Origin of the sequence: Pseudomonas tremae, assembly GCF_001401155.1 — a bacterium.
Classification (GTDB): Bacteria; Pseudomonadota; Gammaproteobacteria; order Pseudomonadales; family Pseudomonadaceae; genus Aquipseudomonas; species Aquipseudomonas tremae.
Window position 1 is genome coordinate 1 of sequence record NZ_LJRO01000015.1, and the last position, 252, is coordinate 252.

1 pseudogene is annotated in these 252 nt (G+C 61.9%); it reads left to right on the forward strand.

Annotated features, from left to right (window positions below):
• A pseudogene (locus tag ALO43_RS00280) lies at positions 1–200 on the forward strand (5,10-methylene tetrahydromethanopterin reductase); the annotation flags it as partial.
• Between the last annotated feature and the right edge of the window lie 52 nt (positions 201–252).

Below are 252 nucleotides of genomic sequence, written 5' to 3' on the forward strand. Positions count from 1 at the left end.
CCCATGAAACGTTCATTGATGCGGTGGACCTGCTGGTGCCGGAACTTCAGAAACGCGGCGTCTACAAGACTGAATACGCCAAAGGCACCCTGCGCGAGAAACTGTTCGGCGAAGGACCACGCCTGGAAGCAGGGCACCCGGGCGCTGCCTTTCGCGACCTCGCTGCAATGCATCGCACTCGCCAAGCGGAGAGTGCCTGAAGTGTGATGGCTGCCCTTGCGCAGGCGGTGCCGCGCAGATTTGTGACGCGGA